Annotated in this window: 23 protein-coding genes; 13 read left to right on the top strand and 10 right to left on the bottom strand. The window is 71.3% G+C overall.

Annotation, left to right across the window (positions count from 1 at the left end; translation table 11 throughout):
• The first annotated feature begins 15 nt into the window (after positions 1–15).
• From ACWDRW_RS02855 to ACWDRW_RS02870, 4 genes are all read left to right on the top strand, one after another.
• Entirely contained in the window at positions 16–942 is a 927-nt protein-coding gene (locus tag ACWDRW_RS02855) for a DUF3027 domain-containing protein (RefSeq protein ID WP_451719114.1), read from the top strand.
• 66 nt (positions 943–1008) lie between these two features.
• Positions 1009–4155, top strand: coding sequence for a sacsin N-terminal ATP-binding-like domain-containing protein (locus ACWDRW_RS02860; protein WP_451719116.1), 3147 nt, complete (start codon positions 1009–1011; stop codon positions 4153–4155).
• A gap of 175 nt (positions 4156–4330) precedes the next feature.
• Positions 4331–5191: a DUF5707 domain-containing protein gene (locus tag ACWDRW_RS02865; protein ID WP_451719119.1), complete on the top strand. Its 861-nt coding sequence runs from the start codon at positions 4331–4333 to the stop codon at positions 5189–5191.
• A 150-nt stretch (positions 5192–5341) separates the two neighbouring features.
• Positions 5342–6241 (top strand): hypothetical protein, encoded by a 900-nt coding sequence (locus tag ACWDRW_RS02870; RefSeq protein ID WP_451719122.1) that lies wholly within the window; start codon positions 5342–5344, stop codon positions 6239–6241.
• 51 nt (positions 6242–6292) lie between these two features.
• Here ACWDRW_RS02870 and ACWDRW_RS02875 read toward each other — a convergent pair whose 3' ends face one another.
• Complete coding sequence (locus ACWDRW_RS02875) at positions 6293–8686, bottom strand: HAD-IC family P-type ATPase (protein WP_451719124.1); 2394 nt, start codon at positions 8684–8686, stop codon at positions 6293–6295.
• A gap of 110 nt (positions 8687–8796) precedes the next feature.
• On the bottom strand, positions 8797–9051 hold the full coding sequence (locus ACWDRW_RS02880) for a DUF2530 domain-containing protein (RefSeq protein WP_451719126.1): 255 nt from the start codon (positions 9049–9051) through the stop codon (positions 8797–8799).
• A 117-nt stretch (positions 9052–9168) separates the two neighbouring features.
• On the opposite strand from ACWDRW_RS02880, the gene ACWDRW_RS02885 reads away from it, so the two are divergent.
• The gene (locus ACWDRW_RS02885; protein WP_451719129.1) at positions 9169–10617 is read left to right on the top strand and encodes an NCS2 family permease; all 1449 of its coding nucleotides are present in this window, start codon (positions 9169–9171) and stop codon (positions 10615–10617) included.
• Between the two features lie 4 nt (positions 10618–10621).
• Here the strand turns inward: ACWDRW_RS02885 and ACWDRW_RS02890 are convergent, their stop codons facing one another.
• Positions 10622–10804 (bottom strand): ribbon-helix-helix protein, CopG family, encoded by a 183-nt coding sequence (locus ACWDRW_RS02890; protein WP_451719132.1) that lies wholly within the window; start codon positions 10802–10804, stop codon positions 10622–10624.
• A 178-nt stretch (positions 10805–10982) separates the two neighbouring features.
• Between ACWDRW_RS02890 and ACWDRW_RS02895 the strand changes: the two genes are divergently transcribed.
• Positions 10983–11420 (top strand): MarR family winged helix-turn-helix transcriptional regulator, encoded by a 438-nt coding sequence (locus ACWDRW_RS02895; RefSeq protein WP_328872166.1) that lies wholly within the window; start codon positions 10983–10985, stop codon positions 11418–11420.
• A gap of 24 nt (positions 11421–11444) precedes the next feature.
• A complete protein-coding gene (locus ACWDRW_RS02900; protein ID WP_451719135.1) occupies positions 11445–12782 on the top strand; it encodes an MFS transporter in 1338 nt (445 codons plus the stop codon).
• Between the two features lie 13 nt (positions 12783–12795).
• Here ACWDRW_RS02900 and ACWDRW_RS02905 read toward each other — a convergent pair whose 3' ends face one another.
• A complete protein-coding gene (locus ACWDRW_RS02905) occupies positions 12796–13323 on the bottom strand; it encodes a GNAT family N-acetyltransferase (protein ID WP_451719138.1) in 528 nt (175 codons plus the stop codon).
• A gap of 25 nt (positions 13324–13348) precedes the next feature.
• On the opposite strand from ACWDRW_RS02905, the gene thpR reads away from it, so the two are divergent.
• Positions 13349–13921 (top strand): RNA 2',3'-cyclic phosphodiesterase, encoded by a 573-nt coding sequence (gene thpR, locus ACWDRW_RS02910; RefSeq protein ID WP_451719140.1) that lies wholly within the window; start codon positions 13349–13351, stop codon positions 13919–13921.
• 153 nt (positions 13922–14074) lie between these two features.
• Here thpR and ACWDRW_RS02915 read toward each other — a convergent pair whose 3' ends face one another.
• The 4 genes from ACWDRW_RS02915 to ACWDRW_RS02930 all read right to left on the bottom strand — a co-directional run bounded on the left by ACWDRW_RS02915 (position 14075) and on the right by ACWDRW_RS02930 (position 17101).
• The gene (locus ACWDRW_RS02915) at positions 14075–15064 is read right to left on the bottom strand and encodes an aldo/keto reductase (protein WP_451719143.1); all 990 of its coding nucleotides are present in this window, start codon (positions 15062–15064) and stop codon (positions 14075–14077) included.
• A 44-nt stretch (positions 15065–15108) separates the two neighbouring features.
• The gene (locus ACWDRW_RS02920; RefSeq protein ID WP_451719146.1) at positions 15109–15726 is read right to left on the bottom strand and encodes a maltokinase N-terminal cap-like domain-containing protein; all 618 of its coding nucleotides are present in this window, start codon (positions 15724–15726) and stop codon (positions 15109–15111) included.
• 14 nt (positions 15727–15740) lie between these two features.
• Positions 15741–16328 carry a Uma2 family endonuclease gene (locus ACWDRW_RS02925; protein ID WP_451719149.1) on the bottom strand — a complete coding sequence of 196 codons (588 nt, stop codon included), beginning with the start codon at positions 16326–16328 and terminating at the stop codon, positions 15741–15743.
• Positions 16329–16426: 98 nt separating this feature from the next.
• On the bottom strand, positions 16427–17101 hold the full coding sequence (locus tag ACWDRW_RS02930; RefSeq protein ID WP_451719151.1) for a GDSL-type esterase/lipase family protein: 675 nt from the start codon (positions 17099–17101) through the stop codon (positions 16427–16429).
• An 89-nt stretch (positions 17102–17190) separates the two neighbouring features.
• On the opposite strand from ACWDRW_RS02930, the gene ACWDRW_RS02935 reads away from it, so the two are divergent.
• Positions 17191–18162 carry a WD40 repeat domain-containing protein gene (locus ACWDRW_RS02935; protein WP_451719154.1) on the top strand — a complete coding sequence of 324 codons (972 nt, stop codon included), beginning with the start codon at positions 17191–17193 and terminating at the stop codon, positions 18160–18162.
• 3 nt (positions 18163–18165) lie between these two features.
• On the opposite strand, the gene ACWDRW_RS02940 is transcribed toward ACWDRW_RS02935, so the two are convergent.
• Positions 18166–18930, bottom strand: coding sequence for a TetR/AcrR family transcriptional regulator (locus ACWDRW_RS02940; protein ID WP_451719157.1), 765 nt, complete (start codon positions 18928–18930; stop codon positions 18166–18168).
• 89 nt (positions 18931–19019) lie between these two features.
• Here ACWDRW_RS02940 and ACWDRW_RS02945 point away from each other — a divergent pair, with 89 nt between their 5' ends.
• On the top strand, positions 19020–19985 hold the full coding sequence (locus ACWDRW_RS02945) for an ATP-binding cassette domain-containing protein (protein ID WP_451719160.1): 966 nt from the start codon (positions 19020–19022) through the stop codon (positions 19983–19985).
• Positions 19982–20794: an ABC transporter permease gene (locus ACWDRW_RS02950; RefSeq protein ID WP_451719163.1), complete on the top strand. Its 813-nt coding sequence runs from the start codon at positions 19982–19984 to the stop codon at positions 20792–20794. Before ACWDRW_RS02945 ends, ACWDRW_RS02950 begins: the two co-directional genes overlap by 4 nt.
• A 55-nt stretch (positions 20795–20849) precedes the next feature.
• On the opposite strand, the gene serC is transcribed toward ACWDRW_RS02950, so the two are convergent.
• Positions 20850–21968 (bottom strand): phosphoserine transaminase, encoded by a 1119-nt coding sequence (gene serC, locus ACWDRW_RS02955; protein WP_451719166.1) that lies wholly within the window; start codon positions 21966–21968, stop codon positions 20850–20852.
• 80 nt (positions 21969–22048) lie between these two features.
• On the opposite strand from serC, the gene ACWDRW_RS02960 reads away from it, so the two are divergent.
• Both ACWDRW_RS02960 and ACWDRW_RS02965 read left to right on the top strand, forming a co-directional pair.
• Complete coding sequence (locus tag ACWDRW_RS02960) at positions 22049–24922, top strand: FAD-binding and (Fe-S)-binding domain-containing protein (protein ID WP_451719169.1); 2874 nt, start codon at positions 22049–22051, stop codon at positions 24920–24922.
• A 114-nt stretch (positions 24923–25036) separates the two neighbouring features.
• Complete coding sequence (locus ACWDRW_RS02965) at positions 25037–25984, top strand: EamA family transporter (RefSeq protein ID WP_451719172.1); 948 nt, start codon at positions 25037–25039, stop codon at positions 25982–25984.
• Positions 25985–25986: the final 2 nt, after the last annotated feature.

Below are 25986 nucleotides of genomic sequence, written 5' to 3' on the forward strand. Positions count from 1 at the left end.
AGAGAAGCGATACCTGTGAGCGCAGCGACCACGCGAAGCCGCACCCCCGACCGCCTGTGCGCCGAGGCGACCGACCTCGCCCGCACCGCAGCCGAGGAGGCCGCCGCGCCCGGCGTCGTCGGGGAGCACGCGGGCCTGGTCTCCGAGGGCGACCGCGTCGTCACGCACTTCTTCGAGTGCAAGGAGCTGGGCTACCGCGGCTGGCGCTGGGCCGTCACGGTGGCGCGGGCGTCCCGCGCGAAGATCGTGACCCTGGACGAGGTCGTCCTGCTGCCTGGCCCCGACGCGCTGCTGGCCCCCGAGTGGGTGCCGTGGAGCGAGCGCCTGCGCCCCGGCGACATGGGCCCCGGCGATCTGCTCCCCACCGACGCCGAGGACCTGCGTCTGGAGCCCGGCTGGACCGGCGAGGACGAGCCGATGCCGAGCTCCCCCGTCTCGCACGAGATGGCCGAGCTGGTGGAGGCCGAGGACGCCGAGGTCACCGGCGGCACGCCCGCCAACCTCCCGGTGGTCCCCACCCGGGGCTCGATCGCCTCGGTCGCCGAGGAGCTCGGCATGCGCCGGGCGCGGGTGCTGTCCCGCTACGGCCTCCATGTCGCCGCGGACCGCTGGGAGGAGTCGTTCGGCGCGAAGACCCCCATGGCCCAGGCGGCCCCCGCCGCCTGCGTCAGCTGCGGCTTCCTGATGCGCCTGGGCGGCTCCCTGGGTCAGGCCTTCGGTGTCTGCGCCAACGAGTTCTCCCCGGCCGACGGCCGCGTCGTCTCCCTGACCTACGGCTGCGGCGGCCATTCGGAGGCCGCGGTCATGCCGAAGCCTCCCCAGCCGGCCCCTCCGGTGATCGACGAGACCAAGGTCGACCCCTTCCCCCTCCGCCCCGCCCCGGACTCCGGCTCGGTCCCGGCGGTCTCGGACGAGGACGCGGCGGACCTGGGTCACTCCTAGTCCCCTGTCGGCCACCCGGCCGTAGTCAGGGGTGCCCCGGCTCGCGGTACCTTCATCGTCACGCCGATGAGTGGAGTGAACGTGAGCAAGTTCGTGCGGCCGGCCGTCGAGGGAGCGGATCCGTTCGGGACCGCCCGGCTGCGGCGTGGGGTGCTGGACGCCTGGGCGACCAGTCCCGCCCGGTTCCGGGAGGACGCCAACGCCGAGGAGGACCTCGTCCTCGGTGGGTACCGGGACCGACTCGTCGTCGAGCTCGCTCAGAACGCCGCCGACGCCGCCGCGCGCGCGGGCGTACCCGGACGGCTCCGGCTCACCCTGCGGGACGGCGTCCTCGTCGCCGCCAACACCGGCGCTCCCCTCGACGCCGCCGGTGTCGAGTCGCTCTCCACGCTCCGGGCCTCCGCCAAGCGCGACACGCCCTCCGTCGGGCGGTACGGCGTCGGGTTCGCCGCCGTCCTCGCCGTCACCGACGAGCCCGCCGTCGTCGGACGGCACGGCGGTGTGCGCTGGTCCCTCGCCGAGGGCCGGGCGCTGGCCGCCGACACCGCCCGGCACAGCCCCGGGCTCGGGGACGAGATGCGGCGGCGGGACGGGCATGTGCCCCTGCTCCGGCTGCCCTTCGCCGCCGAGGGGACCGCTCCCGACCCCTATGACACCGTCGTCATCCTGCCGCTGCGCGACGCCGCCGCCGCCGACCTCGCCGAGCGGCTGCTGGGCGCCGTGGACGACGCCCTGCTCCTCGCCCTGCCCGGTCTCACCGAGGTCGTCATCGAGACCGACACCGTGCGCACCCTCACCCGGCGCACCGACGGCGCCTTCACCGTCGTGGAGGACTCCCGGGACGGCATCACCCACTGGCGTACCACCGCCGCGCACGGGGCGGTCGAGGCCGAGCTGCTGACCGACCGGCCCGTCGAGGAGCGGCTGCGGCCCCACTGGTCCGTGACCTGGGCCGTGCCGGTCGAGGCCGACGGCTCCCCGGCGCGCCCCCGAACCAGCCCCTTCGTGCACGCCCCCACCCCCAGCGACGAACCGCTCGGCGTGCCCGCCCTGCTCATCGCCTCCTTCCCGCTGGACACCACCCGACGGCACGCGGCCCCCGGCCCGCTGACCGACTTCCTCGTCGAACGGGCCGCCGACGCCTACGCCGAGCTGCTCGCCGAGTGGCGTCCGGTGACCGCCGGGATCATCGACCTCGTGCCCGGCCCGCTCGGCAAGGGCGAGCTGGACGGGGCCCTGCGGGCGGCCATCCTGGAGCGGCTGCCGCGGACCTCCTTCCTGCCGCCCGCGCTGGAGCCGACCGAGGACCTGCCCGAGTCGCTGCGGCCCCGGGACGCCGAGGTCGTGGAGGGCGCGGGGGCCGACACCGTACGGGTCCTCGCGGAGGTGCTGCCCACGCTGCTGCCCGCCGGGCTCGAACGGCGCGTGGAGCTGCGGACGTTGGGTGTCGCGCGGGTGCCGCTGACCGAGGCCGTCGACCGGCTGGCCGGTCTGGAGAAGGAGCCGGACTGGTGGCGGCGGTTGTACGACAGCCTCGCCGGGGTCGACCCGGACCGGCTCTCCGGGCTGCCGGTGCCGCTCGCCGGCGGCACCTCCCAGGCTTTCGGCACCGGGGGAGGGCGGACCACCATCGGCCCCCGGCAGGTCCTGCTGCCCACCGCGGACGCGGCCCTGGACCCGGAGGTGCTGGCCCGGCTCGGGCTGAAGATCGCCCATCCGGACGCCGCCCACCCGCTGCTGGAGAAGCTCGGCGCGCTGCCCGCCACCCCGCGGGCCGTGCTGACCACCCCGCAGGTCCGGGCCGCCGTCGCGGGTTCCCTGGAGGACGACGGAAGCCTCGACTGGGAGCAGGACGGGCTCGACGCCGAGGAACTGGCCGACACCGTGCTCGCGCTGGTGCGGGACGCCGGTCTGGAGCCCGGCGACGAGCCCTGGCTCGGGGCGCTCGCCCTGCCCGACGAGGAGGGGGAGCCAGCGCCCGCGGGCGAACTGGTCCTGCCCGGCAGCCCCTTCCACCAGGTCATGCGGGAGGGTGAACTCGCCGCAGTCGACGCCGAACTGGCCGAGAAGTGGGGCGAACAGCCGCTCGCCGCCTGCGGGGTGCTCGCGAACTTCGCCCTCGTCCGCGCCACGGACGTCGTCCTCGACCCCGACGAACTGGAGCCCCGGGAAGGGGACTTCGCCGAACCCGACGACGCGGGGCTGCTGGACGCCGTGGACGTGTGGTCCGAGGACATCCTCGACCGCTTCCCGGACACCCCGGTGCCGCCCGTCGCCACCGAACTCGTCGCCGTGCGCGACCTGGACCTGGTCGACGACGACAAGTGGCCCCAGGCCCTCGCCCTCCTCGCCCGGCCGCCGCTCAGGGACGCCCTCACCCAGCAGGTGCGGATCCTGCTCCCCGACGGCACGCACGAGGTCGTACGGCCCTACACCGCCTGGTGGCTGCGCGGGCACCCGGTGCTCGACGGCCGCCGCCCCGCCGGGCTGCTCGCCGCTGGCGGCGACCCGCTGCTGCGCGGCCTCTACGACGAGGCCGACGCGACCGGCTTCGACGACGAACAGGTGCTGCGGGCGCTGGGCGTACGGACGTCGGTGGCGGCGCTGCTCGACGAGCCGGGCGGCGCGGCGGAGCTGCTGGACCGGCTCGCCGACCCTGACCGCGAGGTCACCGGAGCCCAACTGCACGCCCTCTACGGCGCCCTGGCCGACCTCGACCCCGAGCAGGTGACCCTGCCGGACGAGCTGCGGGCCGTGGTCGACGGCCGGGTGGAGGTGGTGGACGCGGCCGACGCCGTGGTCGTCGACTCGCCCGACCTGCTGCCCTTCACCGAGGGCGTGGCGCTGCTGCCGGTACGGCCCTCGCGCGCCGCCGAACTCGCCGAGCTGTTCCAGGTGCGGCGGCTCAGCGAATCCGTCACGGGGTCCGTCGACTCCGAGGGCACCGAGCACGACGTACCGGAGTCGGTCCGGGTGCTGCTGGGCCCGCGGACCCCGTCCTCCTACGTCGAGCACGAGGAACTCGTCGTGGACGGCGTGGAGATCGACTGGCGGCTCACCGACGACGGCGTCCTGCACGCGGCCACCCTGGAGGGCGTGGCCGCGGGCCTGGCCTGGGCGGCCGGACAGTGGCCGCGTCGGTTCGAGGTCGCGGCGCTGCTGGAGGATCCGTCACGGACGCGGGAGCTGGCGCGGGACCGCTGGTTCGACTGAGGCGCACGGGATCTGCGGGATTTCCCCACAGAATTTTCGTACGACGTACAACCATTCGCTCGCGTCGCGAATCTGATCATGCGAGCCAACAGGCTCCACGATCACTTTGGGCCCCGGCCGACGACGAGCCGTAGGGAACGACCAGCGTCGGGGCCCCTCTCCACCTGGGGAACACATGCGTATTCGCGCCACCGTGGCCGCCGTCTCCGGCGCCCTCGTTCTCTCCGCCGTCGCCGCGCCGCTCGCGCAGGCCGACTCGCGCGATGCGGCGAGCCTCGACCGGCCGAGCGTCTCCGAGCGCTTCGGCACCTCTTCCGCCAAGTCGGCGTTCAGCACGGCCGCCGCGGCGCCCACCGTCTCCAAGGTGACGGTGAACGCGGGCAAGGACCTCGTCTTCGGCACCACCACCGTCAAGACCTTCGATGTGTCCCTCACCGCCACGCACGAGAGCGGCATCGCGGACGCCTACATCGACCTGTGGCACGGCACCGACCCGGTGAACGACATCGACGGCTACTTCGCGCCGAACGAGGAGGCCGCCACCTGCACCGCGGTGAGCGCCACCACGTCGACCTGCAAGCTCACCATCACCGCGAGCACGTACGACGACCTGTACCTCAACTCGCTGGCCGGCACCTGGCACGTGACCGCGGCCGCCCTCGCCAACAGCGGCGACGTCTACATCAACGACTTCCACACGACCCACAAGGTCAAGCGCTCGGCGAAGCTGACGGTCAACGCCTCCCCGGAGCCGGTGGCGAAGGGCAAGACCATCACGGTCTCCGGCAAGCTGACCCGCGCCAACTGGGAGACGCTCGGCTACTCCGGCATTCCCAGCGGCCAGAGCGTCGTGCTCCAGTTCCGCAAGAAGGACAGCACGACGTACACCAACGTCAAGGGCATCAAGACCACCACGGGTGGCTACCTGAAGACCACGACGACGGCCTCGACCGACGGCTACTACCGCTTCGTCTACGCCGGCATCACGAGCACCGCGCCGGCCACCGCCACCGGTGACTTCGTCGACGTGCAGTAAGCACCGACCCAGCCCGAACGTCCGGTCCCGGAAGCCGTCCGGGGCCGGACGTCCGTGTTTTCGGGGGATCTCCCGGGCAACCTAAACCCCGCCGACTCCATCTGATCACTTGGAGCACTCGCGCTCCTCATACGACCACTTGGGGAAAGCATGCGCATACGCGCCACCGTCGCCGCCGTGACCGGCGCCCTGGCCCTGTCCGCCTTCGTCGTGCCGGCCGCCCAGGCCGACGACGTCTCGTCCGCCCAGCGGGCCGATGTCGCGAAGATCCGCGCCCAGTTCGGCAAGGACACCCGCGCGGACGGCCCGTACGACATGGACGTCAAGTTCTCGGACTTCAAGATCGCCAAGACGTTCAAGGTCGGGGCGACCGGCCGCTACTCGACGTCGGTCACCTACACGATGACCCACGCGGCGGACATCGACATCAAGGCCGAGGACTTCGCCACCGGCCCGTACCTCTACAAGGGCTCCTACACGGCCCCGGACAACATGCTGTTCGGCAACAAGCCGGCGTCCTGCACGGCCACTTCGGCCACCACCGCCACCTGCACGGGCAAGATCGACGCCTACCCGGCCGAGGGTGAGCTGCTGAACTCCGACGCCGGCAGCTGGAAGGGCGCGGCCCTCGCGCTCGCGCAGAACGGCCAGGACCCGCTGGGCGAGAACTACGACATCACCAAGGTCGGATACGCCGACCAGGGCGACCTGGGCAGCACGGTGGTCCAGCGCCTCGCCAAGCTGACGGTCGACGCCACGCCGGAGCCGGTGAAGGCGGGCAAGACCCTCACGATCAAGGGCAAGCTGACCCGCGCCAGCTGGGAGAGCAACAAGTACGTGGGCCTGCCCGCGGGCCAGAAGGTCACCCTCCAGTACCGCGAGTCGGGCAGCTCGGCGTACGTCAACGTCAAGGGCATCAAGACCGCCACCGACGGCTCCCTGAAGACGACGACGACGGCCACGAAGGACGGCTACTACCGCTTCACGTACGCGGGCATCACGAGCACCGCGGGCGTCAGCGCCAAGGGCGACTTCGTCGACGTGCAGTAAGGACAACTCCGTAAGGGGCGCGGGGCTGCGTCGAGTCTGCTGCTCCGCCGCTCACGCGGGAAAGCGGCGGTCGACCCATTTCCAGGTGAACTCCAGGGCGGCCGCCGCCACCACCGATACGCCGACCGCGATCCACGGCATCGTGACGCCCACGAGCTTCAGGGCGAAGAACTCCTGGAGCCAGGGCACCACCAGGACGATCACGAAGCCCAGGCCCATCGAGGCGACCAGCGCCACCCGCCACCAGGTGTACGGCCGCGCGATGATCGCCAGCACCCACATCGAGATCAGGAACAGGGTCAGGGTGGCGGCGCTGGTCTCGGCGTCCAAGGCGCCCTCGCCCGTGTAGTGGTGACGGGCGATCAGGTAGGTCGCGAAGGTCGCGACCGCGGCCACCACGCCACCCGGGATCGAGTACCGCATCACCCGCCGTACGAAATGCGGCCTCGCCCGTTCCTTGTTGGGCGCGAGGGCGAGGAAGAAGGCCGGGACCCCGATGGTCAGGGTGGAGAGCAGGGTCAAGTGCCGTGGCAGGAAGGGGTACTCCACCTGCCAGCACACCACCAGCACCGCCAGCAGCACCGAGTACACGGTCTTCACCAGGAACAGCGTGGCCACCCGCGTGATGTTCCCGATCACCCGCCGCCCCTCGGCGACCACCGAGGGAAGCGTCGCGAAGCTGTTGTTCAGCAGCACGATCTGCGCGACGGCCCGCGTGGCCTCCGAGCCGGAGCCCATGGAGACCCCGATGTCGGCGTCCTTCAGGGCGAGTACGTCGTTCACCCCGTCCCCGGTCATCGCGACCGTGTGCCCGTGGGACTGCAGCGCCCCCACCATGTCCCGCTTCTGCTGCGGGGTGACCCGCCCGAACACCGTGCCCGCGTCGAGCGCGTCGGCCATGCCGTCCGTGTCGCGCGGCAGCAGCCGGGCGTCGACGGTGCTGCCCTCCAGGCCCAGCTTGCCCGCGACCGCGCCCACGGAGACCGCGTTGTCGCCGGAGATGACCTTGGCGCTGACGTTCTGCTCGGCGAAGTAGCGCAGGGTGTCGGCCGCGTCCGGCCGCAGCCGCTGCTCCAGGACGACCAGCGCGGTCGGCTTGGCGTCCGCGGCCACCTCGGGGTCGCTCAGATCACGTCCGGCGCGGGTGAGGAGGAGGACGCGCAGGCCCTGTTCGTTGAGCCGGTCGGTCTCGGTGAGGGCGGGGTCGTCCGGGGCGAGCAGGACGTCGGGCGCCCCCAGCAGCCACGTACTGGATTCGCCGCCGTCCTCGCTGAAGGAGGCGCCGCTGTACTTGCGGGCGGAGGAGAAGGGAAGGGACTCGGTGCAGCGCCAGCCGTCGGTCTCGGGGTAGGCGTCGATGATGGCCTGCAGGGAGGCGTTGGGCCGGGGGTCGGATTCCCCCAGGGCGCCGAGCACCTGGCGGACGTACGCCTCATCGCTGCCGTTCAGGGGCCGCAGTTCCGTGACGTCCATGCCGCCCTCGGTGAGGGTGCCGGTCTTGTCGAGGCAGACGACGTCGACGCGGGCGAGGCCCTCGATGGCGGGGAGTTCCTGGACGAGGCACTGTTTCCGGCCAAGCCGGATGACGCCGATGGCGAAGGCGACGGAGGTGAGCAGCACCAGGCCTTCCGGGACCATCGGGACGATGCCGCCGACGGTCCGGGCGATCGAGTCGTCGAGGTCCTTGTTCTTCACGAACAGCTGGGTGGCGACCAGGCCGAGCGCGGCCGGGATCATCATCCAGGTCACGTACTTGAGGATGGTGGAGATGCCGGAGCGCAGCTCGGAGTGGACGAGGGTGAAGCGGGAGGCCTCCTCGGCGAGCTGGGCGGCGTAGGCCTCGCGGCCGACCTTGGTGGCCTGGAAGGCGCCGCCGCCCGCGACCACGAAGGAGCCGGACAGGACCTGGTCCCCGGGCCGTTTGACCACCGGGTCGGCCTCGCCGGTGAGCAGGGACTCGTCGATCTCCAGGCCGTCGGCCTCGACGCACACGCCGTCCACGACGGCCTTGTCGCCCGGCCCGATCTCGATCAGGTCGTCCAGCACGATCTCCGCGGTGGTCACCTCGGCGGCGACCCCGTCACGGCGGACGGTGGGGCGGGCCTCGCCGATGACGGCGAGCGAGTCCAGGGTCTTCTTCGCCCGCCACTCCTGGACGATGCCGATCCCGGTGTTGGCGAGGATGACGAAGCCGAACAGGCTGTCCTGGATCGGCGCGACGATCAGCATGATCAGCCAGAGCACGCCGATGATCGCGTTGAACCGGGTGAAGACGTTGGCGCGGACGATGTCGACGGTGGACCGGCTGCTGCGCACCGGGATGTCGTTGACCTGCCCCCGGGCGACCCGCTCGGCCACCTCGGTGGCGGTCAGACCGCCGGTGTCCACCGGGGCGGGCAGGGGATGGCCGGGATCGACTTCGGTGCCCGCGTCGATGTGCGTCATGCATTCGACGGTACGTGCGGATTTGGGGCTTCACCCGCCGAGTGCGCGGAAGATCCGACCTGGGGAGGACGGGCAACGGGGCGAAGTGGTGCCGTGGTTGTAGGAGAGCCCTACTGCGGTGCCACGGCCTCGCGCTTGATCGCCGCGTCCCGCCTGCGGACGTACCAGATCCCGATCAGGCCGAGCCCGGCGCCGGCCAGGCAGGTCCACAGCCACCACAGGTGCCCGTGGTCGTCGAACCAGCCGTAGAACGGGAGCTGGACCAGGAAGAGGACGAACCAGAGGATCGTGCCGCCCGTGATGGTGGCGACGACGGGGCCCTCCAGGGGCTCCGGCGCCTCGTGCTTCGGTGTCCACTTCGCCATGGGGACAGCTTACGAGGTGGACGTATCTACGCGCGGAGATGGCCGATCCCGCTCTCATATGTTCATACTGAAACTGTTTACGCCTGGCCACTTCTCTTCGTAGGAAACACCAAATACATGTCCACCTCGGCCCCCGCCAAGGTCCCCGCCCCTGAGCCGGGAGCCAAGCCCGCCTACGGCGCCCTCGACCGTTTCTTCAAGATCTCCGAGCGGGGCAGCACCCTGCCGCGCGAGATTCGCGGTGGCTTCGCCACCTTCTTCGCGATGGCCTACATCATCGTGCTGAACCCGATCATCCTGGGCAGCGCGAAGGACATGTACGGCAACCAGCTCGACAACGGTCAGCTGGTCACCGCGACGGCGCTGACGGCTGCGTTCACCACGCTGCTGATGGGTGTCATCGGCAATGTGCCGATCGCGCTCGCCGCCGGTCTGGGCGTGAACTCGGTCGTGGCGCTCCAGCTCGCCCCCCGGATGTCCTGGCCGGACGCCATGGGCATGGTCGTGCTGGCCGGTTTCGTGGTGATGCTGCTGGTCGCCACGGGCCTTCGGGAGCGCGTGATGAACGCCGTGCCGTTCGGTCTGCGCAAGGCGATCTCGATCGGTATCGGCCTGTTCATCATGCTGATCGGCCTGGTGGACTCCGGCTTCGTCTCGCGGATCCCGGACGCCGCCCAGACCACTGTCCCGCTCCAGCTCGGCGGCGACGGTCACCTCAACGGCTGGCCGGTGCTCGTCTTCGTCCTGGGCGCCCTGCTCACCCTCGCCCTCATCGTGCGCAAGGTCTCCGGCGCCATCCTGATCTCGATCGTCGCCATGACGGTCCTCGCGCTGATCATCGAAGCCGTCGCGGACATCCCGTCCTGGGGCCTGACCACGCCCAAGTGGCCCGGCAACCCGGTCGCCACCCCCGACTTCGGTCTGGTCGGCGAGTTCAGCCTGTTCGGCGGCTTCGAGAAGGTCGGCATGCTCACCGGCGTGCTGTTCGTCTTCACGGTCCTGCTGTCGTGCTTCTTCGACGCCATGGGCACGATCATGGGCGTCTCGGACGAGGCCAAGCTGACCGACGCCCAGGGCCAGATGCCCGGCATCAACAAGGTCCTGTTCGTCGACGGCCTCGCGGTCGCCGCGGGCGGTGCCAGCTCCTCCTCGGCCACCACGGCCTTCGTGGAGTCCACGGCCGGCGTCGGCGAGGGGGCCCGCACCGGCTTCGCCAACGTCATCACCGGCGGGCTCTTCACGGCCGCGCTGTTCCTGACGCCGGTCGCCACCATGGTTCCGTCCCAGGCGGCCACCCCCGCGCTGCTCGCGGTCGGCTTCCTGATCCTGGCGAACTCCGTCAAGGAGATCGACTGGGCCGACTACACGATCGCGATCCCGGCCTTCGTCACGATGGTGATGATGCCGTTCACCTACTCGATCACCAACGGCATCGGCATGGGCTTCATCACCTTCGTGGTGCTGCGGCTCGCCGCCGGGCGGGGCCGGGAGGTGCCGGTGGCGATGTACGTCGTGGCGGCGGTGTTCACCTTCTACTACCTGATGCCGGCACTGGGCCTGACGTAAGGCCCTAGGCGAGGCCGTAGAACTTCTCGGTCTCCTCGACGGCGGACTGGAACCGTTCGTCGAAGTCGTCCCGAATGAGCGTCCGGACCACGTAGTCCTGGACGCTCATTCCTCTTTTGGCCGCATGGTGCCGGAGCCGTTCGAGCAGCTCCCCGTCTATCCGCAGGCTGAGCACGCTGGTCCCCATGCATCGAGGGTCACCTCAGGCGGCCGGGTGGTGTGTCGCTTTCCGGAATCGGCTCACTCATATGGGTGATGTCGGGTTTACGACACCCCGGTTGGCCCCGGGTTCAGTGGCCGGCGTCACGGGTGTCGGGGCGTGCCAGGGTGGTCTTTAGTCAGGGTAATGAGTTAACCTAAAGAACATGTCGGACCTTACCCATGGCGACGACGCTGCCGCCGTGAACTCCCTGCGATCCGCTGTCATGCGGCTGTCCCGTCGGCTCAAGCACCAGCGGGTCGACGAGTCGCTGAGCCCCACCGAGATGTCGGTGCTCGGCACCCTGTCCAACTGCGGCCAGGCCACACCGGGCGAGCTCGCCCGCAAGGAGCATGTACAGCCGCCGTCGATGACCCGCATCGTCGCGTTGCTGGAGGCCAAGGGACTGGTCCGCCTGGAGCCGCACCCCGAGGACCGGCGCCAGAAGGTCGTCACGAAGACGGAACAGGCCGAGGCGATGCTCGCCGAGAGCCGCGCCAAGCGCAACGCCTTCCTGGCCACCCTGGTCGACGGTCTCGACGAGGACGAGTGGGCGAAACTCCGCGCCGCCGCCCCCGTGCTGGAGAAGCTCGCACACCTGTAAGGCACGTTCGAGGAGGCGAACCCTTTGAGTACGGGATCCGGAGCAGCTTCCGCCCCCGCACCGACCACCCCTACCACCAAGTCCACCTCGATGTTCAGCTCGTTGAAGGTCAGGAACTACCGCCTGTTCTTTCTCGGGCAGGTCGTCTCCAACACCGGTACCTGGATGCAGCGCATCGCCCAGGACTGGCTGGTGCTGAGCCTGACCGGCTCCGCCACCGCCGTCGGCATCACGACGGCGCTCCAGTTCCTGCCGATGCTGCTCTTCGGCCTCTACGGCGGTGTCCTCGTCGACCGACTGCCCAAGCGGCCCACGCTCCTGTTCACCCAGACCGCGATGGCCGTGACGGGCCTGGCGCTCGCCTTCCTGACCATCAGCGGGCACGTCCAGGTATGGCACGTCTACGTCGCCGCCTTCGCCATGGGCCTCGCGACGGTCCTCGACAACCCCGCCCGGCAGTCCTTCGTCAGCGAGATGGTCGGCCCCGACCAGCTCCAGAACGCGGTCAGCCTGAACTCCGCAAACTTCCAGTCCGCGCGGCTGGTCGGCCCGGCGGTGGCCGGTGTGCTGATCACCGGTGTGGGCACCGGCTATGCCTTCCTCTTCAACGGCCTGTCCTTCGTCGCGCCCATCGCCGGACTGCTGCTGATGCGGGCCCGTGAACTGCACGTGGTCGAGCGCGCCCCACGGGGCAAGGGACAGCTGCGGGAGGGCCTGCGCTATGTCGCCGGGCGCCCCGAGCTGATCTGGCCCATCGTGCTGGTCGGTTTCGTCGGCACCTTCGCCTTCAACTTCCCCGTCTACCTGTCCGCCTTCGCCGACGACGTCTTCCACGCGGGCGCCGGCTCCTACAGCCTGTTCAACACGCTGATGGCGGTCGGCTCGGTGACCGGAGCCCTGCTCGCCGCCCGGCGCGGCACGGCACGGCTGCGGCTGCTGATCGCGGGCGCGGCGCTCTTCGGCTCTGTGGAGATCGTGGCGGCGCTGCTGCCGTCCCTGTGGATGTTCGCGCTGCTGATGATCCCGCTCGGCCTGTTCGGCATGACGGTGAACGTCACGGCCAACACCACGATCCAGATGTCCACCGATCCGGCGATGCGCGGCCGGGTGATGGCCCTCTACATGATGGTCTTCCTCGGCGGCTCCCCGGTGGGCGCCCCGATCGTCGGCTGGATCACGGACACCTACGGCCCCCGGGTCGGCCTCGCGGCGGGCGGCGCGGTGGCGGCGCTGGCGGCGGCGGTCATCGGCCTGGTCCTGGCCCGGGTCGGCGGACTGCGGGTGTCGGTCGGCTGGAGCCGTGGCCACCCGGTGGTCCGCTTCGTGCCCAGGGAGCAGGAGCGGCTGGCGCCGGCGGCCTGAGCCGTGAGGACGGCTACCGGACCCGCATCGCCAGCACCTGCCCGGGCCAGTCGTGGTTCTCCCCGCCGGTGTACGTCTGCGTCGGGGCGAAGCCATGGCGTACGTAGTAGGCGACGAGCCCGCCGTCGCCGCCCGCGTAGCAGTCCACCCGCAACAGCCCCACCCCCGCCCGCCGGGTCACCTCGGCGGCATGCGCGAGGAGGGCGGTGCCCACACCGTGGCCCTTGAAGCGGCGGTCGGAGGCGAGCCAGTGGATGTACCGCTCGGGCTCTCCGGGCGGCGGGAGGTGGGACAGATGGGCGCCGGGCGCGTCGGTGAGGGTGAGCGTGCCGGCCGGCACCCCGTCGGCCTCGGCGATGTACGCGGCCCCCACGGCCAGGTCCAGGACGACGGACTGCGCGACCTTCGGGTTGCCCGACAGCGGCTTGCTGCCCCACTGCCCGGACCGCCCCTGTGAGACCAGCCACTCGACGCTGCTGTCGAGCATGCCGAGGATCGCGGGGATGTCCTCGGGTCCGCCTTCCCTGATCGTGATCTCCATGCCGTCATGGTGGCAGGCTGGGCCCATGAGACTCTTCGCGGCCCTGCTGCCACCCGAGGACGTGGTCCGTGAACTCGCCGCGGAAGTGGACGAGTTGAAGAAGCTGCCGGGTGCGGACCAGCTGCGTTGGACCGACCGCCCCGGATGGCACTTCACGCTCGCGTTCTACGGCGAGGTCGACGAAGCCCTCGTCCCCGGCCTGTCGGACCGGCTCGCGCGTGTGGCGCATCGCACGGAATCCTTCCCGCTGGCCCTGCGCGGGGGCGGGCAGTTCGGGCACGGAAGGGCGCTGTGGGTGGGGGCCGAGGGTGATCAGGACGCCCTGCGGCTGCTGGCCGACCGGGCGGAGGCGGCGGGGCGGAAGGCGGGCGTGGAGATGGGGGAGCACCGGCGCTACAAGGCGCATCTGACGGTGGCGCGGAGCCGGGACGCGGTGCGGGTACGGCCGTGGCTGGACGTGCTCGACGGATTCACCAGCCGTACCTGGACCGTGGGGGAGCTGGTGCTGGTGCGCAGCCGTCTGCCGCGGTCCGGGGTGCCCGGGGAGCAGCCCCGGTACGAGGCGGTCGCCCGCTGGGCGTTCGGGGCGGCCGGTTAGGCTCGGACCCGTGGACCCGAAAACCCGGAACCGGATCATGGCCGGTGCGCTTGTGCTGATGTTCGTCGTCGTGGCCCTGGCCTCGGCCCTCGGCGGGTAGGGGAGCGCCCCGGTGCGGGCCGCTCCCCCGAGGGCGCGTTTCCGCTCCCCCCGCTACCAGGCGAAGGCCTCCGGAGAGGGCCCGGGGCCGGGGAAGATCTCGTCGAGGCCCGCCAGCAGTTCCTCGCTCAGCTCCAGCTCGACCGCCCGCAGCGCGGAGTCGAGCTGGTCCGCCGTGCGCGGGCCGACGATCGGGCCGGTGACGCCGGGCCGGGTGAGCAGCCAGGCCAGGGCGGCCTCGCCGGGCTCGACGCCGTGCTTGTCCAGCAGGTCCTCGTAGGACTGCAGCCGGGCGCGGGCGGCCGGATCGGCGAGGGTGTCGGCGGCGCGTCCGGAGGCCCGGCGACCACCCTCCGCCTCCTTCCTGATCACCCCGCCGAGCAGCCCGCCGTGCAGCGGCGACCAGGGGATGACGCCGAGGCCGTAGTCCTGCGCGGCCGGGATGACCTCCATCTCGGCGCGGCGCTCGTAGAGGTTGTAGAGGCACTGCTCGCTCACGAGCCCGTACGAGCCGCGCCGTGCCGCGACCTCGTTGGCCTGGGCGATCTTGTAGCCGGGGAAGTTGCTGGACCCGGCGTAAAGGATCTTGCCCTGCTGGACGAGGACGTCGATGGCCTGCCAGATCTCCTCGAACGGGGTGTCCCGGTCGATGTGGTGGAACTGGTAGACGTCGATGTAGTCGGTCCCGAGCCGCTTCAGTGAGGCGTCCACGGCGCGGCGGATGTTGAGGGCCGAGAGCTTGTCGTGGTTGGGCCAGGCCTCGCCGTCGGCGCCCATGTTGCCGTACACCTTGGTGGCGAGGACGGTCCGGTCGCGGCGGCCGTCGCCCTTGCCGAACCAGCTGCCGATGATCTCCTCGGTGCGGCCCTTGTTCTCGCCCCAGCCGTACACATTGGCGGTGTCGAAGAAGTTGATGCCCGCGTCCAGCGCCGCGTCCATGATCGCGTGGCTGGCTGCTTCGTCGGTCTGCGGTCCGAAGTTCATGGTGCCGAGGACGAGCCGGCTGACCTTGAGTCCCGTGCGTCCGAGCTGCGTGTACTTCATGGCCACCCAGCCAACTGCGTGGAGTGGACTCGAAGCAAGGAGCTTTACCGCAGCTCGGCGAAGAGGGCCCGGGCGGGGGAGCCGTCGGGGGCCGTCCAGTGGCCGGAGACATGCCCGAGCGCGCCCTCGGGCAGGGCGTCCGGGAGGGTGAGGCGGCGGTGGAGGCGCAGGGTGCCGCCCGTGGTGTTCAGCTCGGTGCCGGTCTCGTCGTCCTCGGGGGCCCCGTCGGCCCTCAGGGCGCCGGTGCCGCTGCAGGAGCGGGCGATGTCAGGGTCGACGGTGTTGTCGACGCTCTGCGCCTGGGCCTGGACGCGGCCCTCGATCAGGGCGAGCAACTCGGCGACGAGCACGGGGTCGTGGCAGCCGTCGTAGGCCCAGCGCTTGCCCAGCACACCGTGCTCCATGGTCCCGACGAGGGCGTGCTCGGCGCCGGGGAGCGGGGCGCCGCGGTAGGTGAGCGGGACGAGGTAGGCGACGCCGGACGCGTCGACGGCCACCATGAACTCGATGCCGACTTCCCCCGCCGGATCGTCCAGCCGGAAGCCGCCCGCCTTGGTCAACTCCGGTGCGCCGTCACCGACATACCAGGGGCGGGTGGGCAGCCAGGCGGTGAGCAGCTCGACTTTGGAGGGCTTGAGGGTGGTGTGATGGATGATCGCCATGGTGACCGATTGTGTCAGTCGCGGGGGAAGCCGTCCGTCTTGAGGGTGAGTCCGAGGGGGGTCGTGGTCATGTCGAGGTCGGCGCCGAAGGCGATGGAGAATTCGGCGACGTACTCGCCGTCCTTGGGCTGGGTGTAGAGGTGACACTTGCCCTGGTAGGGGTCGGCGATGAGGTAGACGGGGACTTCGGCGACGGCGTAGGCGGTCTTCTTGGGGCCGTAGTCGTTGGCGGCCGTGCCTCTGGAGATGACTTCGGCGATGAACTCGACGTCCTGGTACCGCCAGTGGCCCGTGTCGTCCTTCTGCGCCGAGTCCTTGAGCATGGCGACGTCGGGGCAGAAACCGTTCTGGTGCCCCGGGAAGTCGATGCGGACGTCCGAGAACACTGTGACATCCATACCGAACTCATCCTCCAGTGCCCGCACGATACGGCGGATGATGATCCAGTGAATGTCCCGCTGCGGCGTCATATGGACGTTGCCCCCGACGATCTCGACCCGGAATCCTTCGGGGACGGGCATGCGCTCAAGCCGCTCGAACCACTCGTCCAAGCGCTCGGTGTTGGCGTCGGCCATGTCGATCCTGTCTTGAAGGACGGTCATCGTGGCGCTCCTCCCCGGCTGCCCCACGGACAAGGTGCAGCCGCGCAGTACAACGATAGGCACAGCACCCAGGAGACTCCGGATTTCGGTCAACCTGTTCAGGCCGCGTACGGCTGTCCGATCCCCCACCCCTGCCACATCGTCTCCGCGAACGCCGCCGCGATCTTGTGCTCGCCGCTTCCGTTCGGGTGGGTGCCGTCGTAGGTGTCGAGGTGGATGTCGTACGACTCCGGCGGGGTCGCCAGCAGGAGGGGTGAGCGGGGTTCGTCCAGGTCGGCCACCGTCTTCGCGAGCAGTTCGTTGAAGAGGGAGACCTGCTCGCCGAAGTCCGGCTCGTCCACGGCCCGGATGTTCGGGATCACCGGCAGGATCGCCATCCGCACCTTCGGCCGGGCCGCCCGTGCCTCGGCCACGAACGCCCCCACGTTCTCCGCCGTCTGCTCCGCGTTCGTGTAGAAGCCGAGGTCGATCAGGCCGAGGGCGACCAGGAGCACGTCCGCGCGGCACGAGCGGACCGCGTCCCCGATCAGCGGCGCCATGTGCAGCCAGCCCTCGCCCCAGCCGGCGAGGTGGGCGCGGGGGAAGTCGGGGTCGGCGTACTCGTACGACGTCGGCGTGTCCGTCGCCTTGTCGTACAGCTCCTCGCGCGGGCCGACCAGGGTGAAGGGGCCGCCGTACGTATCGCGCAGGTGCTGCCACAGTCGGTAGCGCCAGGTGTGTTCGCCCGCGCTTCCGATCGTCTGGGAGTCACCGACGGGCATGAACCTGAGCATCCGCTCATGATGGACGATCAGCGGTCCCGGTGGGGTGTGAGGCCGGACACGCCCCGCCAATCGTCGGACGGGATGGCAGGCTTGACGGCATGCGCCGACCCTTCGCCGTCCTCGCCGCCGCCCTGCTGACGGGCGCGTTCGCCGTGCCCGCCGCCCACGCCGACGACGGCTTCACCATCACGGACCCGCGCATCACGGAGTCCAGTGGCCTGGCCGCCTCCCGCCAGCACCCGGGCGTCTACTGGACCCACAACGACAGCGACGACGGCGCCTATCTCTACGCCGTCGACAGCGCCACCGGCGAGACCGTCGCCACCCTCACCATGACCGGCGTCGGCGCCCCGCGCGACGTCGAGGCGATCTCCGTCGGCCCGGACAACCGTCTCTACGTCGGCGACATCGGCGACAACCTCGGCGGCACCTGGCCGCACGTCTGGATCTACGAGCTGCCCGAGCCCAAACAGCTCCGGGACCAGACGATCAAGGCCACCCAGTACGTCGTGAAGTACTCCGACGGCGCCCGCGACGCCGAGTCGCTGGTCGTTCACCCGAAGACCGGGCGCGTGTACATCGTCGACAAGAAGGAGGGCGGCGGGCACCTGTACGAGGGGCCGGCCGAGCTGAGCGCCTCCGGGACCAATGTCTTCAAGCCCGTCGCCGCCGTGGACAACCTGGAGGCGACCGACGCCGCCCTCTCCCCGGACGGCCAGAAGCTCGTCGTGCGCAGTTACTTCGGCGCCTTCGCCTACGACTGGAACGGCGGCGAGATCAAGAAGACCGGCCGCCTGAGCGTCCCCTTCCTCGGGCAGGGCGAGTCCGTCACCTACACCGCCGACGGCTCCCAGCTCATGTACGGCGCGGAGGGCTCCGACAGCTCGGTCGAACCCGAGGACGCCCCGGACGCCCCGGCCGAGGAGGATTCCGAGTCGCCTTCGGGGAACGGCAGTTCCGCCTCCGACGGCGATGACGGCGACGGCGGCGACTACAAGGTCGGTGCCCTCGCCGTGGCCGCCGTGTTCGCGGGGGTGTTCGTCTTCCGGCGGTTGCTCAGGCGGCGGTAGCGGTCACCGGCGCCTGGAGGCCACGAACGCCTCCAGGCCGTCCAGGATGCGCTGGAGCCCGAACTCGAAATGGTCGAAGTCGGGGCCCCAGGTGTCCTCGTCGAGGGAGGCCAGCAGCGGGTAGCGGCCGGACGTCATGACCTTCTCCAGCATCGGCGTCTGCGCCTGCCAGAACTCCGTGTCGGTCAGCCCGGTCCGCCGCTCCGCCTCCTGCGCGTACAGCTGCGTCCGCGCGGCGCCCACCACGTAGTTGTCGATCATGACGACCACCGAGACCAGCTCGGGGTCGGACAGCCCCATGGGCTTGATCCGGGAGAGCACCTTCTCCATGCCGTCCAGCGCGCTCGGACCGAGGATCGGGCGGGACTGGTTGACGTGCAGCAGCCAGGGGTGGCGGCGGTAGAGCGCGAGGGTCGCGCGCCCCATCGCCTCCAGTGCCGAGCGCCAGCCGCCGTCGCCCAGGTCGGCCGGGTTCTCCGAGGGGCGCTGGACCCGGTCCAGCATCAGGTCGAGCAGCTCGGCCTTGCCGGGGACGTAGCGGTACAGCGACATCGTGCCGGTGCCGAGTTCGGCGGCGACACGCCGCATGGAGAGCGCCTCCAGGCCCTCGCCGTCCGCCACCCGGACGGCCGCTTCCACGATCCGGTCCAGGGTGAGCGTGGGCTTGGGGCCGCGGCTGGGGCGCCGACCGGTGTCCCACAGCAGCTCCATGGTGCGGGCGATGTCCCCGCTGCCGCTGGTCTCCGTGCCGTCATTGCCGCTCGTCATGGTGCTCAGCTTAAGTCCTTCGCAAAAAACTGGGTACGGCGTACGCGTAATCGGGTACGGTGTACTCAGTTACCGAGAAGGGGGACCCCATGAGCGACGGTTACGCCGTACGGGCCGAGGCCCTGGAGAAGCGCTACGGCGACAAGCGCGCCCTGGACGGCTTCGACCTCACCGTCCGCGAGGGCACCGTGCACGGACTGCTCGGCCCGAACGGCGCGGGCAAGACCACCGCCGTGCGCATCCTGTCCACGCTGCTGCGGCTGGACGGCGGCCGGGCGACGGTCGCCGGGCTCGACGTGGTCCGGCAGCCGCGCGAGGTGCGGGCGCGCATCGGTCTGACCGGGCAGTACGCCGCCGTGGACGAGGTGCTCACCGGCCGGCAGAACCTGGAGATGTTCGGCCGCCTCTTCCACCTCGGCGGCAGGCGCGCCAAGTCCCGCGCCACCGAGCTGCTGGAGCAGTTCGACCTGACCGACGCCGCCGAGAAGGGCGTGGGCAAGTACAGCGGGGGCATGCGCCGCCGCCTGGACCTCGCCGCGTCCATGATCCTCGCGCCCGCCGTCCTCTTCCTCGACGAGCCGACGACCGGACTCGACCCCCGCAGCCGGGGCGAGGTCTGGGAATCCGTGCGGGCGCTGGTGGCGAGCGGGACGACCGTACTGCTGACCACCCAGTATCTGGAGGAGGCCGACAAGCTGGCGTCCCGGATCACCGTCATCGACCAGGGCCGGGCCATCGCCGACGACACCCCGGACGGGCTGAAGAACCGCGTCGGCGGCGACCGCGTCGAGGTCGTCGTCGCCGACCGCGCCGACATCCCGCGGGCGGTGAAGGTCGTCGCCCGGGTGTCCGACGGCGAACCGGAGTCGGACGAGACCGAGTTGCGGGTGCACGCCCCCGTGACCGACCGGGTCGCCGCGCTCACCGAGGTGGCGCGCACCCTCCAGGACGAGGGCGTGACGGTGGAGGACATCGGACTGCGCAGGCCGAGCCTCGACGACGTCTTCCTGCGCCTGACCGGACACCGCACGGAGAAGACGGAGGCCGCGGCATGAGCGCACTCGAGACCGGCGCGGGACACGGCCGTACGTACTGGCTGCTCGCCGACTGCTGGAACGTCGTCCGCCGGGGCCTGACCCACTACCAGCGCCAACCGGTCAACATCGCCTGGCAGTTGGGCTTCCCGATCCTCTCCGTCCTCCTCTACGGCTACGTCTTCGGCAGCGCGATGTCGGTCCCGGGCGGTGGGGACTACACGGACTTCCTGATGCCGGGCATGTTCGTGATGACCATGGCCTTCGGCTTCATCAACACCGCCACGCTCGTGGTGTACGACTCCACCAAGGGCGTGATCGACCGGTTCCGCTCGATGCCGATGGCCTCCTCGGCGGTGGTCGCCGGCCGCGGGGTGACCGATCTCCTCGCCGCCTGCGCCGAGTTGGCGATCATGATGCTCACGGCGGTCGCGATGGGCTGGCGCCCCGACGGCGGGCTCGGCTTCCTGGCCGCCTTCGGACTGCTGCTGTGGCTGCGGTTCGCGCTGATCTGGCTCGGGGTCTGGGTCGGTCTGCTCGTGCCCAACCCGGAGGCGGCGGGCGGGCTGTTCGCGGTGGCCTTCCCGCTGACGATGATCTCCAGCATCTTCGTCGCGCCGCAGCTGATGCCCGACTGGCTGGGCTGGGTCGCGGCCTGGAACCCGGTCTCCTCCACCGCGGCCGCCACCCGGGACCTCTTCGGCGACCGGGTCGGCGGCGACTCCTGGGTCGAGGAGCACGCCCTGCTCATGGCGGGCGTCTGGCCGGTCGTGCTGACGGCGATCTTCCTGCCGCTCGCGGTACGGAGGTTCCAGAAGCTCGGCCGGTGACGAACGAAGGGCGCCCACACGGTGTGGACGCCCTTCTTCGCCGTGAGGAAGCCGCTTACAGCTTCTCGATCACGTAGTCGACGCACTTCGTCAGCGCCTCGACGTCCGCCGGGTCGATCGCCGGGAACATGGCGATACGGAGCTGGTTGCGACCGAGCTTGCGGTAGGGCTCGGTGTCGACGATGCCGTTGGCGCGCAGGGCCTTGGCGACGGCGGCGGCGTCGATCTCGTCCGAGAAGTCGATCGTGCCGATGACCTGGGAGCGCTTGCCCGGGTCGGTGACGAACGGGGTCGCGTACTTGCTCTCCTCCGCCCAGCTGTACAGCCGGGTCGAGGAGTCCTTCGTCCGCGCCGTGGACCAGGCGAGGCCGCCCTGGCCGTTGATCCACTCCAGCTGCTGGTTGAGCAGGAAGAGGGTCGCGAGGGCCGGGGTGTTGTACGTCTGGTTCTTGCGGGAGTTGTCGATCGCCGTCGGCAGGCTGAAGAACTCCGGGACGTGCCGGCCGGACGCGTGGATCCGCTCGGCGCGCTCGATGGCGGCCGGGGAGAAGACGCCGATCCACAGGCCGCCGTCGGAGGCGAAGGACTTCTGCGGGGCGAAGTAGTAGACGTCCGTCTCGGCGATGTCCACGGGCAGACCGCCGGCGCCGGAGGTGGCGTCGACCAGGACCAGGGAGCCTTCGTCGGCACCGGCCACGCGGTTCAGCGGCATGGCGACACCGGTCGAGGTCTCGTTGTGGGTGAACGCGTACACGTCCACGCCCGCCTCGGCGGCGGCCTCGGGGTGGGTGCCCGGGTCGGCGGAGACGACGGTGGGCTCGGCCAGCCAGGGGGCGAGCTTCGCGGCCTTGGCGAACTTCGAGCTGAACTCACCGAAGGTGAGGTGCTGCGACTTGTTCTCGATCAGGCCGTGGGTGGCGATGTCCCAGAACGCGGTGGAGCCGCCGTTGCCGAGGACGACCTCGTATCCGTCGGGCAGGGAGAACAGCTCGGAGATGCCCTCGCGGACCTGGCCGACGAGGTTCTTCACCGGCGCCTGGCGGTGGGAGGTGCCCAGCAGGGAGGAACCGGTGGCGGCGAGGGCGTCCAGCGCCTCCGTCCGCACCTTGGAGGGGCCCGCGCCGAAACGTCCGTCGGCGGGCTTGATGTCAGCGGGAATCTGGATCTCAGCCACGGAGGTGAGGTTAGCCGGTGGGGGAAACCCGGGCGAAATGTAGTCCGTCGGCTGAGACGTTTCGCTGATTGAGTGGACCCATGACGGATCTGGAGGCGGAACTGCGCAAGGTCGTTCGGGGTGACGTCGGTTTCGGCACCACGGCCCGGGCCCTCACCACCATGGACGCGTCCAACTACCGAAGGGTCCCCCTCGGTGTCGTCGCCCCGCGCGACGCCGATGACGTGGCCGCCGTACTGGAGGTGTGCCGGACGCACGGCGTGCCCGTCGTCCCGCGCGGCGGCGGCACCTCCATCGCGGGGCAGGCCACGGGGGTCGGCGTGGTGCTGGACTTCACCCGCCACATGAACCGTCTGGTCTCCCTCGACCCGCAGAGCCGTACCGCCGTCGTCCAGCCCGGCCTCGTGCTCGACCGGCTGCAGGAGGCCGCCGCGCCGCACGGGCTGCGCTTCGGGCCCGACCCGTCCACGCACAGCCGGTGCTCGCTCGGCGGGATGATCGGGAACAACTCGTGCGGCTCGCACAGCGTGGCCTGGGGGACCACCGCCGACAGCGTCCGCGAACTGGACGTCGTCACCGCGCGGGGGCGGCGGTCGCGGCTCGGGCCGGGCTGGGCCGGGGCGCCCGACGGGCTGCGGGCACTGGTGGAGGGGGAACTGTCCCTGCTGCGGACCGGCTTTCCCGAGCTGCCCCGCCGCATCTCCGGATACGCCCTGGACGCCCTGCTGCCCGAGAAGGGCGCCGACGTGGCCCGTTCCTTCTGCGGCTCCGAGGGGACGTTCGGCGTGCTGACCGAGGCCACCGTGCGTCTCGTGGCGGCGCCACGCGCGCGTGCCCTCGCGGTGCTGGGGTATGCGGACGAGGGCGCGGCCGCCGAGGCCGCCTCGGGGTTGTTGCCGCACGGCCCGTTGACGGTGGAGGGCATGGCGGCCGACCTGGTGCCCTCGGCGGTCGCGCTGCCGAGGGGCGGTGCCTGGCTGTTCGTCGAGACGGGCGGGGAGTCGGCCGAGGAGGCACGCGCGCGTGCGGAGACCGTCGTACGGGCCGCCGATGTCGTCGACTCCCTCGTGGTCACCGACCCGGCCGGGCAGCGCGCCCTGTGGCGGATCCGCGAGGACGCCAGCGGTACGGCGACCCGGATGCCGGACGGCAGCGAAGCCTGGCCCGGCTGGGAGGACTGCGCGGTGCCGCCGGCCCGGCTGGGGGCGTACCTGCGGGACTTCCGGGGGCTGTTGACCGCCCACGGCCTGCGCGGGACGCCGTACGGGCACTTCGGGGACGGCTGCATCCACGTCCGGATCGACTTCGACCTGCTCACCGAGGCGGGCGTCGGCCGCTTCCGGCGGTTCTCCGAGGAACTGGCCGATCTGGTGGTGGCGCACGGGGGTTCGCTGTCCGGGGAGCACGGGGACGGGCAGGCGCGGGCGGAACTGCTGCCGAGGATGTACGGCGAGGAACTGGTCGGCCTGTTCGAGCGGGCCAAGGGCGTGTGGGACCCGGATGACCTGCTGAACCCGGGCGTGCTGGTCCGCCCGGCCCCCCTGGACGCCAACCTCCGCTTCGCGGCCCTGCCCAGCGAGCCCGTGGACGTGGCCTTCGGCTACCCGTCCGACGGCGGCGACTTCTCGGCCGCCGTACGCCGCTGCGTGGGCGTCGCGAAATGCCGTACGACGTCCTCGGCCGGCCCCGCCGTCATGTGCCCGTCCTTCCGCGTGACGGGCGAGGAGGAGCACTCCACGCGCGGGCGGGCCCGGCTGCTGCACGAGATGCTGGCGGGGGAACTGGTGACCGACGGGTGGCGTTCGACGGAGGTACGGGACGCGCTCGATCTGTGCCTGTCCTGCAAGGGCTGCCGCTCGGACTGCCCGGTCGGGGTCGACATGGCCACGTACAAGGCGGAGTTCCTGCACCACCACTACGCCGGGCGCCGCCGCCCGGCCGCGCACTACGCGATGGGGTGGCTGCCGGTCTGGCTGCGGTGGGTGGCGCGGGCGCGGGCCGCGCGCCTGGTCAACGGCCTTGCATCGGTGGGGGTGCTGGCGGCGCTGGGCAAGCGGCTCGGCGGGCTGGCTCCCGAGCGGTCCCTTCCGAAGCTGGCGGGGGAGACGTTCAGTACGTGGTGGCGGCGCCGTGGGGGTACCGGCGACGGTGGCGGCGGCCCCCTGGTGGTCCTGTGGCCGGACACCTTCACCGAGCACCTCTCCCCGTCCGTCGGCCGTGCGGCGGTACGCGTGCTGGAGGCGGCCGGGTTGCGGGTGGCGCTGCCGCCGACGCTGACGCTGCGGGGGCGGCCGGTGGGGGATGCCCGGACGCGATCGGCGCTGTCCCTGCTGAAGGGGGCCGGCCGCGGGGGCAGGGTGTGCTGCGGCCTGACGTACCTCTCGACCGGCCAGCTGGATCGCGCCCGCGCGGTACTGCGCCGCACCCTGGACCTGCTGGAGCCGGTGCTGGCGACGCGGGCCCCGCTCGTGGTCCTGGAACCGAGCTGTGCCGCGGCGCTGCGGACGGACGTACCGGAGCTGATGCACGACGACCCGAGGGCGGCCCTGCTGGCGACCCGGGTGATGACCTTCGCGGAGGCGTTGGAGCGGCTGGCCCCCGACTGGACCCCACCGCGCCTGGACCGCCCGGTGACCGGCCAGACCCACTGCCACCAACACGCGGTGCTGGGCGACGAACCGGACCGCCGCCTGCGCCGGGCCGCCCACCTCACCGGCGACCTGACCGGGGGCTGCTGCGGCCTGGCGGGCAACTTCGGCTTCGAGGAGAACCACTTCCAGGTCTCGGCGGCCTGCGCGGCGGAACAACTGCTCCCGGCGGTGCGGGAAGCGACGGAGGACACGGTGATCCTGGCGGACGGCTTCTCCTGCCGGACGCAGTTGGAACAGCTGGCGGGCGTGCGGGGGAAGCACTTGGCGGAGGTGCTGGCGGAGGGGCTGGGGGATGACGGCTGAGGTGGTTCTCACTGGGTGGGACAGCTCCGAAACGGGTTCACACGCCTGACTGAGTCCACTACCCTGAACTTGAAAGTACATCTCGATGCACGAACCCGAGCCCCAGGACCGCCCGTGAGCAGCCCCGACACCGCCGTCTCCGCCCCCTCGAGCCCTCTCCAGGCCGCCCCGTCGGGCGCTCCGCATCGCTGGGGCTCTCTGGGGCCGGTCGGGCTGGTGTTCGCCGGAGGCGTGTCGGTGCAGTTCGGCGGCGCCCTCGCGGTGAGCCTGATGCCGAGGGCGGGCGCGCTGGGTGTCGTGACGCTGCGGCTCGTGGTGGCGGCGCTGGTGCTGCTCGTGGTGTGCCGTCCCAGGCTGCGCGGTCATTCCCGGACGGACTGGGGGACCGTCCTGGTCTTCGGGATCACCATGGCCGCGATGAACGGGCTCTTCTATCAGTCGGTGGCCCGTATCCCCCTGGGCCCGGCGGTGACGCTGGAGGTCCTGGGCCCGCTGGCGCTGTCGGTGCTGGCCTCGCGCCGGGCGGTCAACCTCATCTGGGCCGGCCTGGCTCTGGCGGGCGTCTTCCTCCTGGGCGGGGGAGGCTTCAGCGGCCTGGACCCCGTGGGTGTGGCCTTCGCCCTGGGCGCGGGAGCCATGTGGGCGGCGTACATCGTCTTCAGCGCGCGTACGGGCCGGCGCTTCCCGCAGGCCGACGGGCTGGCGCTGGCCATGGCGGTGGCGGCGGTGCTGTTCCTGCCGCTGGGCGTGGTGGAGTCCGGCGGGAAGCTGCTGGACCCTGTGACGATCGCGCTGGGCGCGGCGGTGGCGATCCTCTCGTCGGTGCTTCCCTACACGCTCGAGCTGCTCGCGCTGCGACGCCTCCCCGCGTCCACTTTCGCCATCCTGATGTCCCTGGAGCCCGCCATCGCGGCGACAGCGGGCTTCCTCATCCTGGACCAGGCCCTCTCCACCACCCAGGCCCTGGCCATCGCCCTGGTCATCGCGGCGAGCATGGGAGCGGTACGGACCCAGGTCGGCCGAGGCAGGGCGAAGACCCCGGGCGTGGCGCCCGAGGCCTGACG

It is taken from the genome of Streptomyces sp. NPDC003635, assembly GCF_053587635.1.

Coding starts and splice junctions, on each gene's coding strand:
- ACWDRW_RS02860 (WP_451719116.1), top strand. CDS start 1,009: ATGAGTGGAGTGAACGTGAGCAAGTTCGTGCGGCCGGCCGTCGAGGGA.
- ACWDRW_RS02865 (WP_451719119.1), top strand. CDS start 4,331: ATGCGTATTCGCGCCACCGTGGCCGCCGTCTCCGGCGCCCTCGTTCTC.
- ACWDRW_RS02870 (WP_451719122.1), top strand. CDS start 5,342: ATGCGCATACGCGCCACCGTCGCCGCCGTGACCGGCGCCCTGGCCCTG.
- ACWDRW_RS02875 (WP_451719124.1), bottom strand. CDS start 8,686: ATGACGCACATCGACGCGGGCACCGAAGTCGATCCCGGCCATCCCCTG.
- ACWDRW_RS02880 (WP_451719126.1), bottom strand. CDS start 9,051: ATGGCGAAGTGGACACCGAAGCACGAGGCGCCGGAGCCCCTGGAGGGC.
- ACWDRW_RS02885 (WP_451719129.1), top strand. CDS start 9,169: ATGTCCACCTCGGCCCCCGCCAAGGTCCCCGCCCCTGAGCCGGGAGCC.
- ACWDRW_RS02890 (WP_451719132.1), bottom strand. CDS start 10,804: ATGGGGACCAGCGTGCTCAGCCTGCGGATAGACGGGGAGCTGCTCGAA.
- ACWDRW_RS02895 (WP_328872166.1), top strand. CDS start 10,983: ATGTCGGACCTTACCCATGGCGACGACGCTGCCGCCGTGAACTCCCTG.
- ACWDRW_RS02905 (WP_451719138.1), bottom strand. CDS start 13,323: ATGGAGATCACGATCAGGGAAGGCGGACCCGAGGACATCCCCGCGATC.
- thpR (WP_451719140.1), top strand. CDS start 13,349: ATGAGACTCTTCGCGGCCCTGCTGCCACCCGAGGACGTGGTCCGTGAA.
- ACWDRW_RS02915 (WP_451719143.1), bottom strand. CDS start 15,064: ATGAAGTACACGCAGCTCGGACGCACGGGACTCAAGGTCAGCCGGCTC.
- ACWDRW_RS02920 (WP_451719146.1), bottom strand. CDS start 15,726: ATGGCGATCATCCATCACACCACCCTCAAGCCCTCCAAAGTCGAGCTG.
- ACWDRW_RS02925 (WP_451719149.1), bottom strand. CDS start 16,328: ATGACCGTCCTTCAAGACAGGATCGACATGGCCGACGCCAACACCGAG.
- ACWDRW_RS02930 (WP_451719151.1), bottom strand. CDS start 17,101: ATGCTCAGGTTCATGCCCGTCGGTGACTCCCAGACGATCGGAAGCGCG.
- ACWDRW_RS02935 (WP_451719154.1), top strand. CDS start 17,191: ATGCGCCGACCCTTCGCCGTCCTCGCCGCCGCCCTGCTGACGGGCGCG.
- ACWDRW_RS02940 (WP_451719157.1), bottom strand. CDS start 18,930: ATGACGAGCGGCAATGACGGCACGGAGACCAGCGGCAGCGGGGACATC.
- ACWDRW_RS02945 (WP_451719160.1), top strand. CDS start 19,020: ATGAGCGACGGTTACGCCGTACGGGCCGAGGCCCTGGAGAAGCGCTAC.
- ACWDRW_RS02950 (WP_451719163.1), top strand. CDS start 19,982: ATGAGCGCACTCGAGACCGGCGCGGGACACGGCCGTACGTACTGGCTG.
- ACWDRW_RS02960 (WP_451719169.1), top strand. CDS start 22,049: ATGACGGATCTGGAGGCGGAACTGCGCAAGGTCGTTCGGGGTGACGTC.